This is a genomic window from Pantoea sp. R102 (assembly GCF_004916815.1).
GTDB classification, from domain to species: domain Bacteria; phylum Pseudomonadota; class Gammaproteobacteria; order Enterobacterales; family Enterobacteriaceae; genus Pantoea; species Pantoea dispersa.
In genome coordinates, this window is the sequence record NZ_SDFT01000115.1 from 1 (window position 1) to 16,087 (window position 16,087).

Here is a 16,087-nt window from a genome sequence, read left to right on the forward strand (position 1 = left end):
GGCATTGGTGCGGCGATTGCCGATGAGCTGCTGACGCAGGGCTGGCAGGTCACCGGTTTTAGCCGTACGCCGGTGGAGAAAGATCATCCGGCGTTTACCTCCGTCAGCGTCGACCTGTTTGACGCCAGTCAGCTGAAACGGGCTTTGGCCGGGCTGGCGAAGGTGGATGCGCTGGTGCACGCGGCAGGCATGATGCTGGCCGCGCCGCTGGGTGAGCTGGAGGAAGAGCAGGGGGCGCGGCTGTGGTATCTGCACGTGCAGGTGGCGCAAATCATGGCCAACACCTTGCTGCCGCAGATGGGCCACGGCGATCGTATTCTGCTGCTCGGCAGCCGCACGTCACGCGGCGCGGCGAATCGCAGCCAGTATGTCAGCACCAAGGCGGCGATGGTGGGCATGGCGCGCAGCTGGGCCGCCGAACTGGCTCCGCAGGGCATTACGGTCAACGTGATCGCCCCCGGTGCCACCGCCACGCCGATGCTGCTGCAGCCGGACCGCGCCAGCTCGCCGCCGAAACTGCCGCCTATCGGACGCTATATCCATCCCGAAGAGGTGGCAGCGCTGGCTGGCTTTGTGCTGTCGCCGGCTGCCGCTGCCATTACCGGACAGGAGTTGGTAATTTGCGGCGGCGCGTCGCTGTAGTTTTATTCTCCAGCGTGCTTCTCCCATCGTAAAAACAGGATGGGAGAGGCTGATTATGTCTCGTCTGCGAAAACTCCTGGCTTATCGTGCTACGCTTTCTTTGGGTTTACCAAAATGGTAATCTTTTCACCGTTTTGGTAAACCCAATTTTATTGTCTACATATTAAGTGGTTACGGAGTGTAGCGCTCCGCAGCAGAGAAGCGCGCAATGAATCATGATGTTCTTCAGGAAATAAACGCCGAACCACTTTTTCCGGTACAGAGCGATCAACATATTGTTTTTGGCGTTGACGGAAAGTTTAAAGCGCATGCGCTAATCACGATTCTGTCCATTATGAAACACGCCGGAGACCGTGTGTATCATTTCCATCTGATCTCTTCAGAACTGACACCGGCCGATAACCCCCGGCTCGCCAGGCTGTTTCAGGGATCGCGTCACGGCGTGACGCTGCATCATCTGCCGGACCAGCTGTTTGCCACGCTGCCGGTCACCGAACTTTTTACCCGTGCGACCTACTATCGCTTTCTGGCACCGCTGATTTTGCCGCAGGCGGAAAAACTGCTCTATCTTGATGCCGATATGGTGTGCATTAATCCGCTCAATGAACTGTGGCAGATCCCGACCGGCCCCGAGGCGGTTGCGCTGGTGGTCGGTGAAATTGCCTCGCTGCAGCCGGTGCTGGCGAAGAATGCCGGCTTGCGCGGCGAGCGCTATTTTAACGCCGGCATGATGCTGATTGATGTGGCGCAATGGCGCGCTGGCAATATCAGCGAACGCGCGTTTACTTTACTGTCCGAACACGGGCGAAACTTCCAGTATCTCGACCAGGATGCGTTGAATATTTTACTGGAAGATAAAGTGACCTTTGTTTCTTCTCGCTTCAATACCCTGACCATGCTGGCCCAAGACGATCGTGGCTATACGCTCGACGTGCCGGCGGAAACCTGCCTGATTCATTATGCCGGTGCGGATAAGCCCTGGCAGGTATGGAATCAACAGTTTGTGGTTCACCATTATCGCGATATTTATCAGGATTCACCGCTGTCCACCATGGCGTTTGACCAGCCAGCCAATGCGCAGCAGGCAAAAAGAATGTATAAGTCGCTTTTTCGTCAAAAAAGATGGTGGCAGGCCATGCTGTGGCGCCTGAAACATATCAAGATGAGGTATTGTTAAGTGCAAGCTCACGCTTTTCGCCAGCTGATGACGGGAAAAAATATTTACCAGCTCTGTTTTGTGCTGCTGAGTATCGCGCTGGCGTCGTCACTGGTGGTTGAAGCCTTACCGCGCAAAATATTCTATTTTTCCAGTTATCTGGTGGCTCTGTATTTAGTAATTCTGGCGGTGAAAAAACAGTGGCTAACAGATAAAACGGCCATAACGGTAGCGCTTCCGCTGTTCTTCATTGGGCTGGTCAGGCTCATCTGGGCAAAGATGTTTTCCCACGCTGAATTCAGTGATGTGGTGAATAACTACTTCCAGGGCGGTAAGCTGTTTATTATCGCGGCTTTTCTCAGCTATTTTATCGTCGCGTGGCGCCACTATCTTAGCCGTCCACTCCTGATAACCTGCAGCGCCATCTTATTTGTCGGGCTGCTGGTGACGTTAGGTTTCGCTATCAGTGAACACGCAAAAACGCTGACCCGCATCAGATTGCTGACCGATTCCGCCGGTACCGTCTCTTATCTGATTACCGCGCTGGCGCTCTGTACTTTGTACACCGGCCACCGGGTAATCTCCCATCGCGGCGGACAAATGATCTTATTCAGCGCGGTTTTTGTCGTGAATATGATGCTGATGATTCTGACCGAGTCACGCGCCGGCGTATTAACCCTGCCACTGATTTATCTGGCCTGGTTTTATTTTACCCATCGCTGGGCGGGTAAAATTTCGCTGGTGGTGTTAGCGCTGTTTATTATCGTGGGCGCTTTATTTATGCCGGGCAGCGTCTGGCAGCGCTTAGACAGCATCCACAATGAAGTTGATACTTATCAGACCAACAATAACACCTCGATTGGCGCCCGTTTCTCTATCTGGAAAGGCGGCTGGCACAGCGTTTCGTGGTCGCTGCTGGGGCAAAGTCCGGATCAGCGTACGGCAAAAGCGCGGGAATACATCACGCAGCATGAGCGCCACAATCCCGAAGCGTATAAAAACGTCATGTATCACCTGCACGATGATTTCCTTGAAACGCTTTCGCTGCAGGGGTTCGCTGGCGCACTTTCCCTGCTGATTTTTTACCTGGTGCTGCTGATAGTAGCCGCACGCCGCGGCGTCGCCGGATTAACGCTGCTGCCGCTGTCAATTATCATCTTTGGGCTGACCGACACGGTGTTAATTCAGAGTGGTTCGGTGCTAATCCTGGTGATGGCGATTATCATCAGCTATGCCATGATTCATCCGCCTGAGAAAGCATCGTCCTGATAAACCGGCGCTGGCATAGCGCCCGGTAGTTACAGCGGTTTGTTTAACTTCAGAGCCAGATATTTCTTTTTAAAGCTGGTTCTGATTTTACTATCGAAAAGAAAAGACAGTGGCCTGATTTTAGTGATCGCCTCAATAACCTGCTTTCTGTCGTCAGGATTATCCAGGGCTTTCCGATGTTTATGTGCAATATTAATCCAGTGGCAGGATAGCAGATTACGATAGCGCTCCTGCAACACCTCATCCATATGCTGCGTTGCGCTCACTAAGAGTGAAATTTTGTGTTTATCCAGCTGGCTGGATAAGCTGTTGCCGCGTTTAAAATAAAGATAAGGGCTCTGGCGGCTATAAGCGATTGCATCACTGCTGACCAGGATTTCCGGGAAAAGCCAGGCGTCCTCGTAGCAGGTATAATCCGGGAAGGGATGTGCCAGCAGCATGGTGCGCTTAATAAACTGACCGATAAAGTGCGCCTGTAAATCGCGATGAATCAGGAATTTTTCAATGGCCTGATGCCGTGACAGTGTTTCCGCCTGCAGGCCCTGCCATGTGATGTGCTGAGGCCGGGATTCATATACCTCATTAAGCGCCGTGAACAGTGCGTCCGGACGATGGCTTTTCAGGTAGCAGACAATATCGGTGAGGGCGTCGGCCAGCAACTGATCGTCGCCATCCAGCATCGTAATATATTCACCGCTGCACTGCTGAACGCCAAAATTACGCACCCGGCCAATGTTGCGGTAATCAATATTAAATACTTTCGCCTGCGGATGCCGCCGGGAAAAATCATCGAGTAACGCTGCAGTGTTGTCGACGGATGCGTCATTAATAAGAATAAATTCAATATACTGCTCAACACCATGACAGGCCTTTTCTAAACTCGCCAGCGTGTCAGGCAGAAATTTTTCACTGTTATGGGCCGTTAGCAACACACTGATTAAATAGTCAGGAACCATCATTTTTTAAATCAACATCTGTGGCAGGAATGCCGTCAAGCATACTACAAGTAGCAATTTGAGGGGAGGGCATTGACGCAGCGCAGCTCTGCGCCTCCTGCCACCGATCAGGCACATTTACGACTGATACAATAATGCGTATGATTCTCATTCCTTTTTATGCTTCCTGCTCGCGCAGGTAACCCATCGGTCCTTACCGGAGACAGCAATGACTTCATCACTACGCCCGCGCGCCACCGCGCTGGCTCTGGCGCTGCTGGCAGCCATGAGCCTGAGCGCCTGTCAGGCGCCGGCTAAAAAATCAGTAGCGCCTGCCGCCGCGGCTAAGCCAGCGGCAGCGGAGAAGGTACAGCAGCGTGAACTGGGCGACGGCCTGTATGAAATGGCCTATGTGCCGGGCGATCCGGCTGCGCTGTATGTGGCCAGCGCGCAGGCATTTAAAACCGTCAACGGTGGCGTGCTGTATCGCCTGGATGCCCGCACGCTGGCGACGCTGGGCGAAACCCACACCGATCTGAAAAACTTTGGCATGACGGCTTCACCGGACGGCAGCGTGCTGTACATTACCAACACGCTGGACGGTGGCGTGACGAAAGTGGACGCCAGAAGCGGTAAAGTGCTGCAGCGTCTGCTGTTTGGCCTGAAAAACGACAAAGGCAATCCGGTTGGCGCGCGTGAAATCCTGCTGCATGACGGCCTGCTGTACATCGGTGCGATTGAGAATCCGGCGATGATTTGGGTGGTTGATGCGAATACGCTGCGGCTGAAAACCACCATCAAAAACGCCGGTAAGTGGGTGACCGGCTTGCTCTATTCGGCGTCAACCGACCGTATTTACGCGGCGAACGGCAGTGGCGAAGTACTGGTGATCAATCCGCGCAGTCACAAAATTGAGCAGCGCTGGACGCCAGGCGATGGCAAAGAGTATCTGCTGTTAAATCTGGCGGAAGATGCCGCCAATGGCCGCCTGTACGTCACTGACAATTCTAAGGGCAAAACCACGCTGGTATTTGATGAGCGCAGCGGTAAGGTGATCAAGCGCCTGGATGTCGGCGATTCGCTTGGCATCAAATTCAATGCGAAGCGCAACGAGATTTACATCAGCCAGCGACTCGGCGGCAAAGTGCTGCAGCTGGACGCGACGACCTACGCAGTGAAAAATAGCTGGACGCTGCCGACTCACCCTAACAGCCTGCTGGTGTCGCCAGATGGTCAGACGCTGTATGTGACGGTGAAGCAGGGACTTAATAAAGATCGCTCGCCGCAAGGGCCGGATAGCGTGGTGCGGATTACGCTGGATTAACCGCGCTGGATTTAATCGCGGCGCGAGGGATCGCGCCGCAGATAACCCGTGCTTAGCAACGGGTTACGTCATCCATTACGCCACGCCGTTCACCAGCAGTACGCGGTAGTTGGCGCCTTTCAGGCGATGCGCTTTGGCTTCCTGGTAGGCCGGGCTGAAGTACCAGGCTTTGGCGGCCTCGGCATCTTCAAACTGCAGCACCACCACGCCTTCAGCATCGCGCCCTTCCAGTACCTCCAGATCGCCGTAAAAAGCCAGTGGCGTGATGTGGTGATCGCCACGCGCCGCGCCGGCTTTCTGCGAATAGGTGGCCAGCTCATCTTTATCCAGCGTTTCGTCTTTAATCATAACGACATATGCGGCCATTATTGTTCGCCTCGCGCCTGACGCTTGTCTTCAGTATTGGTATCAAAATCGCTCGCATCGTGCCGTTCCAGCAGCTGATCCTGAGGCTCGGCGCCAAATGCCCGATTCACTTTACGCCCGCGGATCACCGCCGGACGGTCGGCAATCTCTTTTGCCCAGCGCACCACATTTTTGTACGACTGCACATCGAGGAATTCGCCGCCGCCGTACTGGTTGTTCAGCACCAGATTGCCGTACCACGGCCAGGTTGCGATATCGGCAATGGTATATTCGTCGCCGGCGAGGAAACGGTGGTCCGCCAGCTGGCGATCCAGCACATCAAGCTGACGTTTGGCTTCCAGCGTGAAACGGTTAATGGCGTATTCAATTTTTTCTGGCGCGTAGTGATAGAAGTGGCCGAAACCGCCGCCAAGGTAGGGCGCGGATCCCTGCAGCCAGAACAGCCAGTTCAGGGTTTCCGTGCGGCCCGCCACGTCAGAGGGAATAAAGTGGCCGAATTTATCTGCCAGATAGAGCAGGATATTGCCGGATTCAAACACGCGCAGTGGCGGCGTGATCGAGTGGTCGCGCAGCGCCGGAATTTTTGAGTTGGGGTTAACCTCAACGAAGCCGCTGGAGAACTGATCGCCATCGCCGATGCGGATCAGCCAGGCGTCATACTCCGCTTCCTGCACGCCGAGCGCCAGCAGCTCTTCCAGCAGAATGGTCACTTTCTGGCCGTTTGGCGTCCCCAGCGAATAGAGCTGCAGCGGATGCTTACCGACCGGCAGCGTTTGCTCATGCGTCGGCCCGGCGGTTGGACGGTTAGTCTTTGCCCCGTTACCTTTGGCTTCCGGGTCCCAGGTCCAGACTTTCGCGGGCTGATACTGATTTTCCGACATAATGCGTTCGCCTTGTTGTGAGAAGATTTTTGCTGCTACTGAGTGTAGCAGCACGCTATCACGCCGATTTAACCGCGCTGGCGATAAAAGACAAAGTCGAATCAGGCAAAATTCTCTTGCGTAAACAGCATAAAGTCGACTTTGCCGGGCTGATAGGTCTCTGGTTGCTCACCCTCTTCCAGATGTCGCAGCAGCAGCGTCAGCGCCAGCTGTGCGTGACGCAGGGTGTTTTGATCGAGCGTTAGCGTCAGCACGCGTTTGGCCAGAAGCTCACGGGTGGTTTGGTAAAGTTCGTGCGTAACATACACCACTTTGCCGCACAGCCGGTGGCGCGCCAGCGCTTCGTGAATCTGGGTATTGCCCATGCCGGTATTGTACAAGCCGACAATCTGCTGCGATGCGGCCAGCGTTTTCTCCAGCAGCCGGCTGATGCGCTCGCGCTCGTCCTGGCCTGCGATGATCTCCCGCAGCCGCAGATGCGGGAAGCGCTCCGCCAGCACCGCCTGAAATCCTTCGATGCGCAGACGGTGCGCGGCGTAATCGGCGCGACCGCTGACCAGCACCACATCTCCCGCCACAGGCAGCATGCTGCCGAGCATCAGCGCGGCGGTGCGTCCGGCCTTCAGCTGATCAATACCGACATGGCACAGGCGCGGCGCATCAGGCAGATCGGCCACCAGCGTAATGACCGGTACGCCACGCGCTTTACAGGCCTCAAGCGCCGCGTAAATCAGCGGATTTTCATGGGCGAAAACAATCAGCCCGTCCATCTTTTTGCTGCTGGCTTCGATATGCGCCGCCAGCTTTTCGGGCGCATGCTCCGGAATCAGCGTGCGGTGCAGCCGCAGGCGACGATAGCCGAGCTCATCCGCCAGCCGGGCAAAATCCTGCGCCAGCTGTTGAAAGAAGAAGGAACCGTTACCGCTCAGCAGTACTTCTATCTGCCACGCGTGGCGGTGTTCCTCCGGCAGGATGCGTTTCAAACCCGCTTCGCGCGCCGCCAGTAAAATTTTTTTCGTCATCGCGGGCGACACGCCGCCCCGGTCGTTCAGCACCCGATCCACCGTGGCGATGCCCACGCCCACCCGCTTAGCCAGTTCGGCCAGCGTCATTGTTTTCATCTGAGTGAATTCCATCAAAAACCGCGTTCAGACAGCCTGCCAGAAAGCGATATTTTGACAAGACCGACGATGCCGAAGTGTGAGCAACAGGAGCGTTATCATGCGCAGTGCGCAACGTTTTGCCTTGATTGGCTGTGGATTTATTGGCCAGGTGCATGCCGCAAACCTGGCGCGCCATCCCGGCGTTGAGCTGGCGCTGGTGTGCGATATCGACGCCGCGCGCGCCGCCGCGCTGGCAGAGCAGTTTGGGGCGCGGGCCGCCAGCGTGCCGCAGGCGCTGAGCAGTAAGGCCATTGATGCGGTGCTGATTGCCAGTGCGACGCCGACCCACGCTCCGCTACTGGAGCAGGCGGTGCTGGCGGGCAAAGCGGTGTACTGTGAAAAACCGATCGATTTGTCGCTGTCGCGCGCCCGGGAAGTGGTAGCCAGCATTTCCCCGCTGCAGGTGCCGGTGACGGTAGGGTTCAATCGGCGTTTTGATCGCAGCCATGCACTACTGAAAGCCCAGCTGCAGCAGGGCGTGATTGGGCGCAGCGAGCTTATCCAGATGGTGTGCCGCGCCTCTGAACTGCCGCCGCTGAGCTATCTGCAGGCGTCCGGCGGACAGATGCGCGACCAGGCCATCCACTTTTTCGATCTGCTGCGCTGGCTAACTGAGGATGAAGTGGTCACCGTGGGCGCGCTCGGTGCCGCGCTGGCGATGCCGGCGATCCGCGACATTGACGTCGATACCTCAGTGCTGATTATGCGCCTGCAGCAGGGCGCGCTGGCGCAGCTCGATAATGCCCGTCGTACCGCTTACGGTTATGACGAGCGCATCAGCGTGATGGGCAGCCTGGGCATGCTGGCGTCGGAAAGCCAGGCGGTGCGCGGTGCAACGCTGTATCAGGGGCAGCACATCCGCCAGCCGGGGCTGTATGCGGACTGGTTCAGCCGGGTACAGGAGACCTATTACAGCCATCTCGATGCGTTTGTGCGCCATCTTGGCGGCGAGAAAGTGGCCGGTCTGCCGGGGCTGATTGACGGGCTGCGCGCGCAGGCCATCGCGGAAGCGGCGCAGCTGTCGCTGACGCGCGGCGAGTTTGTTGAGGTGGAGTGGGTGACGGTTTAATGGGAAGTGGGTGATGGCGTTTGCCCTCACCCCAACCCTCTCCCGCAGGCGGGAGAGGGAGCTGATTGTGCATCCATCTCTCTTTAGTGGGAGAGGGGGCTGATTGTGCGCCCCTTTATCGCTGGCGGGAAAGGGGTTGATTGTGCGGGCGATTTACAGATTCAGCAGCTCGCGCTCAATCAGCTCGCGGGTTTCCACCGCCTGATACTTCATCTTCTCCGGATAGCCAAACAGCGCGGCGGAGATAATCGACTCGCCGCCCACTTTATAGTGGCGGTTAGCGAAATCCATCTCGCGTAGCGCTTCGAACAGCGCGTCGAAATTCACCTCACCTTCGCCAACGGCCACGTGCTGGTGGATGGTGGCATCGACACCCGGCGGGTTAACGATGTAGCGACAGTGTTTGGTGTGGTTCATGGTATCGGCAATCAGCATGTGCGACAGATCGTCGCCAGCGTAATGCAGCATACTCTTCACGTCGCCTTTGCCCTTGTCATAGTAGAACGTATGCGGTGCGCTGTAGATGTATTTGACGTTGTCGCTGCGGAACGACTTGACGATATCGGCCGTTTCATTACTCTCTTCGCAGAAATCCCACGGATGCGCCTGAATTTCCACGCGAATCCCCTCTCGCTCGAAAATCGGCAGCAGCTCGTCCATTGAGCGATAGAACATCTCTTCGCAGATTTCGGGTTCGTTCGGGTTACCGGAGAGTTCGGTATTGATCACCTGCACGCCCATCTCCACGGCAATCTCAATCATTCGCTTCCAGTTTTTCACCGCCGCCTGGCGCCGCAGCTCATCCGGTCCCGACCAGCGATAGACGGTAATAAACGAGGAGATTTCCAGTCCGGTAGCGTTGAGCGCATTTTTGTACTCGCGCATGATCTCCCGGCTGGCTTTCGGGTGTTTATAGAATGGATTGATCTGCGGATGCGGCGACTGTTCAATGTATTTATAACCCCACTCCGCGACCTGATGCACCATACGCGTGATGCCGAGATCGCGGATAACATCCACATCAAAAGCGATTTTCATTGTTGTTCTCCTGCGCGTTACGTTACCCACCACCGCAATCGGCGGCTGGTGTCGCGTCAACTATAAAAACAGCCCGGCACCGGCTCTAATGCTTTGCTGATGCATTTCCATCAGTGCCGGCGACACGCTGCGGCGATATTTGCCAAATAATTATTCTATTTTCGTGATAAATGAAACGAATGATGGTGTTTGTGCGACAGCGATCAAAAGAATGAAAGGATTTTCTCATTTATTGAGGGATAAACACCGGCTTATATGGCGTGAAAGCATAACGTCAGGCATTATTTTTGATAGGTTATTATCATTTAAGAGCTTAACGATGAGCAAAATTACCATGAGCGCGATTGCCGCTGCTGCCGGGGTGGGGATCGCCACCGTGGATCGGGTGCTCAATCGCCGCGCGCCGGTGCGGGCGCAGACCGAACAGAAAGTACTGGCAGCGGCGCACCGGCTGGGTTACCGCAGCAGCCACGCCCCGCTCAGTGCGCAGAGCGACGGCGTGACGCTGCGCATGGGGTTTATCCTGCTGTCGGCTTCGTACTCTTTTTATCAAACGCTAACCGACGCGCTGCGCCAGCAGACGCAGCCATTTCATCCGGCCGGCAGCGAGCCGCTGTTTGTCTGGCACGAGATTGATGAGGTGGCAGCGGTGGTGGATTCGCTCTACCGGCTGGCTGAGCAGGTGGAGGCTATCGGCGTGGTGGCGCTGGATCATCCGCTGATCCGCCACGCGATAGCGCACGTTTCGCGTCAGGGCGTGCGCGTCTACGCGCTGTTTTCTGACTTCTCGCCCTGTGGGCATGCTGGCTATTTCGGCCTGGATAATCAGAAAGCCGGGCGTAGCGCGGGCTGGATCGCCAGCCATCTGCTGCATCAGCCGGGTCCGGCGGGCGTGCTGCTGGGGGATCACCGCTTTATCTGTCAGGAGAACTGCGAGAGTGGTTTTCGCTCGTATCTGCGCGAGCAGGACAGTGCGCGGCGCGTGCTGGAACCGCTCAAAACCCACGAATCGATTGCCGGTGGTTATCAGGCGACTCGCCAGCTGCTGGAGCAGCATGCCGATCTGGCGCTGATTTACGCGCCGTGCGGCGGCATTGAAGGGGTCGTTCAGGCGCTGCGTGAGCAGCCGCAGCGTAAGGTAGCGCTGATTTGTCACGGCCCGGTCAATGACGGCGACCTGGCGCTGATAGATGGCACCATCACGGTGATGCTGCGCCATCAGATCGCTGACATGGCACGACAGCTGGCACAAACCGTGCTGCAACGTCACGCTGAGCGCAGCGACCATTTTTCTCAGGTCACCCTGCCGTTTGAGATCGTCATGCGGGAAAATGTCTGAGGCGTTGCGCAGTCACCCTTTGTTATCGCTCACCGGGCGACAGCCACGCCAGCGCGCATGACGACAGCATTTGATAAAAAATTATCAAAAATTTGATAATTAAATTTATGATCGCTATCAAAGAATGAAAATTCCATGATTGAGGTTGGTGAAATATCTATTTGATACTGACGCCAGCCCTCATCATAAGGAACCATCATGACCCTACACATTGCCAATGCGCCCTGCAGCTGGGGCGTAGACGATCCTGACAATCCTTTCCTGCCGCCATGGCAAACGGTGCTGCGCGAGGCGGCCCAGGCCGGTTACCGCAGCATTGAACTCGGGCCGTGGCGCTATCTGCCGACCGATGCCGCCGAACTGCGCCAGCAGCTGGAAGCGCATCAGTTGTCGCTGGTGGCCGGCACCATTTTTGATGATTTGGTCAGCGAGGCGAATTTCCCGGCGATGGTTGAGCTGACGCACAACATCTGCCGCAACCTGTCGCAGGTGCCGTGCGCGGCACGCACGCACGGTGATAACCGGCCCGCGCCCTATCTGGTGATTATCGATTTCGGTAACCCGCAGCGGGCGCAATTTGCTGGCCAGACAGAGAAAGCGCCGCGCCTGGCACCCGCAGACTGGCAGCGCATGATGCAGCACATCACTCAGCTCAGTCACATCGCCTGGCACGACTACGGCGTGCGACCGGTGATTCATCCTCATGCCGGTGGCTGCATTGAGTTTGCTGATGAACTGGAGCAGCTGGTACAGGACATCCCGCATGAGGTCGCCGGACTGTGTCTCGATACCGGCCATCTTTTTTATTCCGGCATGGATCCGCAGACCTGGCTGCAACGCTACTGGTCGCGCATCGACTATCTGCATTTCAAAGACATTAATGCGGCCGTCTGGCGCGATGTGATTGCGCGCGGCGTCGACTTTTTCACTGCCTGTGCCGAGGGCGTGATGTGCCCGCTTGGCCAGGGCGCGATTGATTACCCGGCGCTGCGGGCGTTTCTCGCTGAACGTCACTACCAGGGCTGGATCACCATTGAGCAGGAGCGCGATCCGCGCAACGCCGCCACCAGTCTGCAGGACGTCACGGCCAGCCTGCTCTACCTGCATTCCATCGGATTCTGAGGAGAACAGCATGATTAACGGGAGCAAAGTACTGGATCGCGCGCTGCGCTGGGGCATGGTGGGCGGCGGCGGCACCAGCCAGATCGGTTATATTCACCGTTCCGCTGCTTTACGCGACGGCAACTTCACCTTAGTGGCGGGTGCGTTTGATATTGATGCGGAGCGCGGGCGGGCGTTTGGTCGCGCGCTGGGCGTGGCGGCGGAGCGCTGCTATAGCGATTACGAAACCCTGTTTAAAGCGGAAGCCGCGCGTGCTGATGGCATTGAAGCCGTCTCCATCGCCACGCCGAACAATACGCACTTTGCTATCTGCCGCGCTGCGCTCAGCGCCGGGCTGCACGTGGTGTGTGAAAAACCGCTGTGTTTCACCTCCGCTGAAGCTGAGGAACTGCAGCAACTGTGTAAAGCGCAGCAGAAGATCATCGGCGTGACCTACGGTTATGCCGGTCATCAGCTGATTCAGCAGGCGCGCACCATGATTGCTGACGGTCTGTTGGGTGAGATCCGCATTGTGAACATGCAGTTTGCTCACGGCTTTCATCACGAAGCGGTCGAATTACAGAATGCCAGCACCAAATGGCGCGTCGATCCGCGTTTTGTTGGCCCGAGCTATGTGCTGGGCGATCTGGCCACCCATCCGCTGTTTATCGCTGAAACTCTGTTGCCGCAGTTACAAATAAAACGCCTGCTGTGCAGCCGCCAGAGCTTTGTGGCCTCGCGTGCGCCGCTGGAAGATAACGCCTTTGTGATGATGGAATACGATAACGGTGCGGTCGGTACGCTGTGGGCGTCAGCGGTGAACTGCGGATCGATGCACGGCCAGAAAATTCGCGTGGTGGGGGCCCGAGCCAGTCTGGAGTGGTGGGACGAACAGCCAAACCAGCTGCGCTATGAAGTGCAGGGCGAGCCGGTGCAGATTCTTGAGCGCGGCATGGGCTATCTGCACGCCAGCGCGCTGGCCGATGACCGTATTGGTGGCGGCCATCCCGAAGGATTATTTGAAGCCTGGTCGAATCTCTATCGCCGTTTTGCGCTGGCGATGGACGCCACCGACCGCGGCGATCACGCCTTCCTGCAGGACTTCTGGTATCCGGACGTGCACGCCGGGCTGATGGGGGTACGCTGGGTGGAACAGTGTGTCAAATCGGCGGATGCCGGTGCGGTGTGGGTTGAGTGCTGACTGGCTGACGAAATTTAACCGGAGTGCGAGGCAGCGGGGCGGCATCCGTGCTTTATTGGGAGCCGCTGCGCATGCCTTCTGCAGTTGCTGCGGCGATCTGGTCAATGGCGCGCTGTGCCTGTTCGCACTGATGCAAAATAGTGAAGGCATGATGGTAAAGCATTTTCCCCGCTTCGGTAGGCGTTACGCCGCGTTTGGTGCGGATCAGTAACTGCTGATTCACTTCTCCCTCCAGCGTGGCAAGCTGCTGGCTTAGCGCTGGTTGCGCAATATGCAAACTTTCAGCGGCCTGCGTCAGGCTGCCCGCGTCGACGATTTTGATGAAATATTTAAGGCGACGAAGGTTCACGATTACTCCCTCTGGCGACACGATTCTGTGTATCTAAAGCGTCCGGCACGGTGAGATGCAGCAGACGCTGAGTTAAGGACAAACGCCACGACGGCAGGCAGGCACTACGATTAACAGTTTTTTAACATCGACACGCGCCACGCGGCGTGACCGGTGGCGCAATTCGCTGGAAAGATTTGGGCGCAATCGCAAAAGTGTGCGACGCGTCGCGCAAATGGGGCGAAGCAGTCAGGGTTGTAATAGAGCTAATCGATATTGCATGGGATTGCAGTTTTTTCAGGTACTCCGCACAAGCTGAGCACGCCCACAGCGATGCTGGCGTCCGGCATGATACAGGTCATCTTTTCAATATAACTTCCGGTTTATATCAGAGCGCTATAAACTACAGGTTATATGAGGTGATTTTGAACAGCTGGAAGGTAGAAACCACCGTGCGCTTTGCCACATGGCTGCAGGCGCAGGATGACCTAATGATTAAACTGGCTGACCGCGAGTATCAACAGCATCTGGAGGAGATGAATCATGCCAAAACTTGAAGACCTGATTGCTCAGCGTTCGCCTGAATCACAGGCGCGCATCAGAAATAAGGCGGCGGAAAAAATCATCGAGATTCGTCTGCGCCAGCTGCGGGAAGAACTGGCGCTTTCACAGGTACAGTTGGCTGAAAAGATGGGGGTTTCGCAACCTGCTATTGCAGCGATCGAGGCGCGTGGTGATGAACTGAAACTCTCCAGCCTGAAAAAATACGTTGAGGCGTTAGGCGGAAAATTGAGCGTAACCGTTGAACTGCCAGCCGGTGACGGGCGGATTTTCCAACTTTAAATGTTTCTGCCAGGCCGCAGGGTGAGCGATTCTGCCGGCGCAGAAAAGCAAAAACCCAGCCATAAGGCTGGGTTTTCTGAATAGTGGTGCCCGGACGCGGAATCGAACCACGGACACGGGGATTTTCAATCCCCTGCTCTACCGACTGAGCTATCCGGGCAACGGGGCGCATTAAACCCTAATGGCTCACAGCCGTCAACGGGTTTCGTAAAAAAAGCGTAGCAATCGTGACTGATTGCCTGCTTTTCAGGCAGGGTGAACAAAAAGCCTACGCCAGCGCACCGTTTTGCCGGCACAGCGCGATGCTCAGCACATCTTCAGCCAGACGCCGCGCGGTAGCGACATCCTGCACGTTGCGCTTCACCAGCAGCTTACTCAGACAACCTTCGAGGATCAGCTCCATCTGATCGGCCACCATGCTGGGGTTGTCCAGCGCCAGGTCGACGAGGATTTCATGGGTGAACTGCCAGGAACTGCGCTTCTGCTGTTCGGCGAGCTGATGCACCGGCTGATCCGGCTGGGGATAGAAACTGCAGGCGGCAATAAACAGGCAGCCGGGAAAGCGGCCTTTACTGACGTGCTCTGCCAGCACGTCGTAACGCGCCAGCAGCTTTTGTGCCGCACTGAGGCGCTCATCCAGCTGCACCTGGCGGCGCCAGCTGTCGATCTGCTGGCCGTGAAAGCGCAGCGCGTCATACAGCAGGGCATCGCGATCGGGCCAGTAGCGCTCCAGCTGATCGCTGGCGAGGCCGCTTTCGCCAGCCAGCTGCTGCAGCGAGGTGGTCGCGGCCAGGCCGCTCTGTTCGAGCACATTCAGCGCATGCTCAAGGATCTGTTCGCGTTGCAAAAGACTCTCCTCCGGAATGCGGGCCCGAACGCGTGCGCCCGGGCAGTGTCGTGCAACCAGTTTCGTTTAACGCGGCAGATTGTGCAAATGGGCGCGGAAATCCGCGGCGTTAAGGAATCCGGTGACGCGTGAATCGGCAATCTCTTTGCCCTGCGCATCAAAGAACAGGATGGTCGGCAGGCCGAGCACCTGCAGATGCTGCAGCAGCGCGTTATCCTGCGCGTTGTTGGCTGTCACGTTAGCCTGCAGCAGCTGCACGTTGCTCAGGGCACTGCGCACGCCGTCATCGCTGAAGGTGTATTTTTCAAACTCTTTGCAGGCCACGCACCAGTCGGCATAGAGATCGACCATGGTGATACGGCCCTGCGCCTGCTGTAATGCGCTATCCAGCTGCTGGCTGCTGCTGATGCGCTGAAACGGCAGGTGCGCGACGCTTTGCGTACTGCTGCTGCCAAATGCCCAGTCCTGCAGCGGGCGCGCCACCACCAGCGCGGCCGCCAGCATGATGATCGGCAGCACGCGCGCTGTGCCGCGCGCGCTGAGACTCAGGCTGAACGCCCAGGCAAAAAACGCCACGCCGAGCAG

General features: G+C 56.9%; 18 protein-coding genes, 1 tRNA gene and 1 pseudogene. 10 read left to right on the top strand and 10 right to left on the bottom strand.

Features of this window, described 5'->3' with window-relative positions:
* The 3 genes from ERD80_RS12680 to ERD80_RS12690 form a co-directional block, all read left to right on the top strand.
* Positions 1-642 (top strand): SDR family oxidoreductase (locus ERD80_RS12680; RefSeq protein ID WP_136547127.1); only part of this gene is annotated, 642 nt, incomplete at its 5' end.
* Positions 643-850: 208 nt separating this feature from the next.
* A complete protein-coding gene (locus ERD80_RS12685; RefSeq protein WP_136547129.1) occupies positions 851-1,819 on the top strand; it encodes a glycosyltransferase family 8 protein in 969 nt (322 codons plus the stop codon).
* Positions 1,820-3,067 carry an O-antigen ligase family protein gene (locus ERD80_RS12690; RefSeq protein ID WP_248295858.1) on the top strand — a complete coding sequence of 416 codons (1,248 nt, stop codon included), beginning with the start codon at positions 1,820-1,822 and terminating at the stop codon, positions 3,065-3,067.
* 29 nt (positions 3,068-3,096) lie between these two features.
* On the opposite strand, the gene ERD80_RS12695 is transcribed toward ERD80_RS12690, so the two are convergent.
* Complete coding sequence (locus tag ERD80_RS12695; protein ID WP_136547130.1) at positions 3,097-4,026, bottom strand: glycosyltransferase family 2 protein; 930 nt, start codon at positions 4,024-4,026, stop codon at positions 3,097-3,099.
* A 205-nt stretch (positions 4,027-4,231) separates the two neighbouring features.
* Between ERD80_RS12695 and ERD80_RS12700 the strand changes: the two genes are divergently transcribed.
* A complete protein-coding gene (locus ERD80_RS12700; protein ID WP_021507782.1) occupies positions 4,232-5,326 on the top strand; it encodes a YncE family protein in 1,095 nt (364 codons plus the stop codon).
* A 75-nt stretch (positions 5,327-5,401) separates the two neighbouring features.
* Here ERD80_RS12700 and ERD80_RS12705 read toward each other — a convergent pair whose 3' ends face one another.
* The 3 genes from ERD80_RS12705 to ERD80_RS12715 all read right to left on the bottom strand — a co-directional run bounded on the left by ERD80_RS12705 (position 5,402) and on the right by ERD80_RS12715 (position 7,694).
* Entirely contained in the window at positions 5,402-5,692 is a 291-nt protein-coding gene (locus tag ERD80_RS12705) for a DUF1330 domain-containing protein (RefSeq protein ID WP_021507781.1), read from the bottom strand.
* Complete coding sequence (gene yghU / locus ERD80_RS12710; protein ID WP_021507780.1) at positions 5,692-6,573, bottom strand: glutathione-dependent disulfide-bond oxidoreductase; 882 nt, start codon at positions 6,571-6,573, stop codon at positions 5,692-5,694. Before yghU ends, ERD80_RS12705 begins: the two co-directional genes overlap by 1 nt.
* 101 nt (positions 6,574-6,674) lie before the next feature.
* Positions 6,675-7,694, bottom strand: coding sequence for a LacI family DNA-binding transcriptional regulator (locus ERD80_RS12715; RefSeq protein ID WP_136547132.1), 1,020 nt, complete (start codon positions 7,692-7,694; stop codon positions 6,675-6,677).
* Between the two features lie 100 nt (positions 7,695-7,794).
* On the opposite strand from ERD80_RS12715, the gene ERD80_RS12720 reads away from it, so the two are divergent.
* On the top strand, positions 7,795-8,805 hold the full coding sequence (locus ERD80_RS12720; RefSeq protein ID WP_104187887.1) for a Gfo/Idh/MocA family oxidoreductase: 1,011 nt from the start codon (positions 7,795-7,797) through the stop codon (positions 8,803-8,805).
* 153 nt (positions 8,806-8,958) lie between these two features.
* Here the strand turns inward: ERD80_RS12720 and ERD80_RS12725 are convergent, their stop codons facing one another.
* A complete protein-coding gene (locus tag ERD80_RS12725; RefSeq protein ID WP_021507777.1) occupies positions 8,959-9,843 on the bottom strand; it encodes a sugar phosphate isomerase/epimerase in 885 nt (294 codons plus the stop codon).
* A gap of 319 nt (positions 9,844-10,162) precedes the next feature.
* Here ERD80_RS12725 and ERD80_RS12730 point away from each other — a divergent pair, with 319 nt between their 5' ends.
* On the top strand, positions 10,163-11,182 hold the full coding sequence (locus tag ERD80_RS12730) for a LacI family DNA-binding transcriptional regulator (RefSeq protein WP_058770054.1): 1,020 nt from the start codon (positions 10,163-10,165) through the stop codon (positions 11,180-11,182).
* A 29-nt stretch (positions 11,183-11,211) separates the two neighbouring features.
* Here ERD80_RS12730 and ERD80_RS22505 read toward each other — a convergent pair whose 3' ends face one another.
* Positions 11,212-11,382 carry a hypothetical protein gene (locus tag ERD80_RS22505; RefSeq protein WP_168926275.1) on the bottom strand — a complete coding sequence of 57 codons (171 nt, stop codon included), beginning with the start codon at positions 11,380-11,382 and terminating at the stop codon, positions 11,212-11,214.
* On the opposite strand from ERD80_RS22505, the gene ERD80_RS12735 reads away from it, so the two are divergent.
* Together ERD80_RS12735 and ERD80_RS12740 are read left to right on the top strand one after the other, a co-directional pair.
* Positions 11,381-12,304, top strand: coding sequence for a TIM barrel protein (locus ERD80_RS12735; protein WP_136547133.1), 924 nt, complete (start codon positions 11,381-11,383; stop codon positions 12,302-12,304). The genes ERD80_RS22505 and ERD80_RS12735 overlap by 2 nt on opposite strands.
* A gap of 10 nt (positions 12,305-12,314) precedes the next feature.
* The gene (locus tag ERD80_RS12740; protein WP_021507773.1) at positions 12,315-13,484 is read left to right on the top strand and encodes a Gfo/Idh/MocA family oxidoreductase; all 1,170 of its coding nucleotides are present in this window, start codon (positions 12,315-12,317) and stop codon (positions 13,482-13,484) included.
* A 100-nt stretch (positions 13,485-13,584) separates the two neighbouring features.
* On the opposite strand, the pseudogene ERD80_RS12745 reads toward ERD80_RS12740, so the two are convergent.
* A pseudogene (locus ERD80_RS12745) lies at positions 13,585-13,833 on the bottom strand (LysR family transcriptional regulator); the annotation flags it as partial.
* A 404-nt stretch (positions 13,834-14,237) separates the two neighbouring features.
* On the opposite strand from ERD80_RS12745, the gene ERD80_RS23000 reads away from it, so the two are divergent.
* Together ERD80_RS23000 and ERD80_RS12750 are read left to right on the top strand one after the other, a co-directional pair.
* The gene (locus ERD80_RS23000) at positions 14,238-14,369 is read left to right on the top strand and encodes a hypothetical protein (protein ID WP_282183368.1); all 132 of its coding nucleotides are present in this window, start codon (positions 14,238-14,240) and stop codon (positions 14,367-14,369) included.
* The gene (locus ERD80_RS12750) at positions 14,356-14,655 is read left to right on the top strand and encodes a helix-turn-helix transcriptional regulator (RefSeq protein WP_058774900.1); all 300 of its coding nucleotides are present in this window, start codon (positions 14,356-14,358) and stop codon (positions 14,653-14,655) included. Before ERD80_RS23000 ends, ERD80_RS12750 begins: the two co-directional genes overlap by 14 nt.
* A gap of 84 nt (positions 14,656-14,739) precedes the next feature.
* Here ERD80_RS12750 and ERD80_RS12755 read toward each other — a convergent pair.
* From ERD80_RS12755 to ERD80_RS12765, 3 genes are all read right to left on the bottom strand, one after another.
* Positions 14,740-14,815, bottom strand: a tRNA-Phe gene (locus tag ERD80_RS12755).
* Positions 14,816-14,923: 108 nt separating this feature from the next.
* Positions 14,924-15,502, bottom strand: a complete 579-nt coding sequence (locus tag ERD80_RS12760; protein ID WP_021507771.1) for a transcriptional regulator — start codon at positions 15,500-15,502, stop codon at positions 14,924-14,926.
* A 66-nt stretch (positions 15,503-15,568) separates the two neighbouring features.
* A partial coding sequence (locus ERD80_RS12765) for a thioredoxin fold domain-containing protein (RefSeq protein WP_168926276.1) occupies positions 15,569-16,087 on the bottom strand: 519 nt, incomplete at its 5' end.